The organism is Megasphaera massiliensis, from assembly GCF_000455225.1.
GTDB lineage: Bacteria > Bacillota > Negativicutes > Veillonellales > Megasphaeraceae > Megasphaera > Megasphaera massiliensis.
In genome coordinates, this window is the sequence record NZ_HF954541.1 from 1,443 (window position 1) to 2,660 (window position 1,218).

At 50.3% G+C, this 1,218-nt stretch carries 1 protein-coding gene; it reads left to right on the forward strand.

Translation table 11 applies throughout. From position 1 onward, the window contains the following. The first annotated feature begins 143 nt into the window (after positions 1-143). Positions 144-1,079: a cysteine synthase A gene (gene cysK / locus TX77_RS10495; protein ID WP_042165249.1), complete on the forward strand. Its 936-nt coding sequence runs from the start codon at positions 144-146 to the stop codon at positions 1,077-1,079. Positions 1,080-1,218 lie beyond the last annotated feature (139 nt).

The following is a 1,218-nucleotide window of genomic DNA, read 5'->3' on the forward strand; positions in this document are numbered from 1 at the left end:
CATTATATTTATTATAATGGAATTGGCGGCATTCAGCAAAAAAATGGGGATACCATTTGGGTAAGCTGTCCCAAAATGGTATAATGAATGGATACCGATAAAGATTAAACGGTTACTATTTGTTGAAAGGTACGGGTGCTACAATGGCGAACATTTATGGTAATTTGACAGAGCTGATCGGCAATACACCATTGCTAGAGCTGGCTAATTATACGAAGCGGGAACAGACTGGAGCTTCGATCGTGGCGAAGCTTGAATATTATAACCCTGCCGGCAGCGTGAAGGACCGGATTGGCTTCGCGATGATCAAGGACGCGGAGGAACGCGGCATTTTGAAGCCGGATTCCGTCATTATTGAGCCGACTAGCGGCAATACCGGTATCGGTCTTGCTTTTGCAGCGGCGGCGCTAGGCTACCGGCTGATCATTATTTTGCCGGAATCGTTTAGTGCGGAGCGGAGAAAGCTGCTTAAGGCGTTAGGGGCCGAGCTTGTACTTACTCCTGCTTCGGAGGGCATGATGGGTGCGATCAAGAAAGCGGAAGAGCTTGCTGAGGAAATTCCGAATGCATTCATTCCGCAGCAATTCGAGAATCCGGCGAATCCGGCCATTCACAAAAAGACAACCGCTGAGGAGATCTGGAAGGATACAGACGGCGCGGTTGATATTTTTGTTGGCGGCGTAGGCACTGGCGGTACGATCTCCGGTGTTGGCGGCCGGTTGAAGGAGCTCAAGCCATCGGTGCAAATCGTAGCGGTCGAGCCGCACAGCTCCCCAGTATTGTCAGGAGGTACCCGCGGTGTTCACCAGATTCAAGGTATTGGAGCCGGCTTTGTGCCAGGCAATTTCAATGGCGACGTGGTGGATGAGATCATTACAGTGAAGAACGAGGAAGCGATTCTGACTGCACGCCGTTTGGCTAAGGAAGAAGGGCTGCTCGTGGGCATTTCCTCTGGCGCAGCAGTTAAAGCGGCAACGGAACTGGCCAAACGGCCGGAGAACAAGGGTAAAATGATCGTCGTTCTGCTCCCGGATACGGGAGAGCGCTACTTGTCGACCAACCTGTTCGAGGAAGACTAGGCTCAGCAGACGAATACGAAACAAAAAGCACGAATGGCCGCTGTAGTTATACAGTGGCATTCGTGCTTTTTCTTTTCGGTATGGTTGGTGCTAACAATGAATAAACATCGCTTGAGTAATTGCCAAATGAATCAAGGAA

Coding starts and splice junctions, on each gene's coding strand:
- cysK (WP_042165249.1), top strand. CDS start 144: ATGGCGAACATTTATGGTAATTTGACAGAGCTGATCGGCAATACACCA.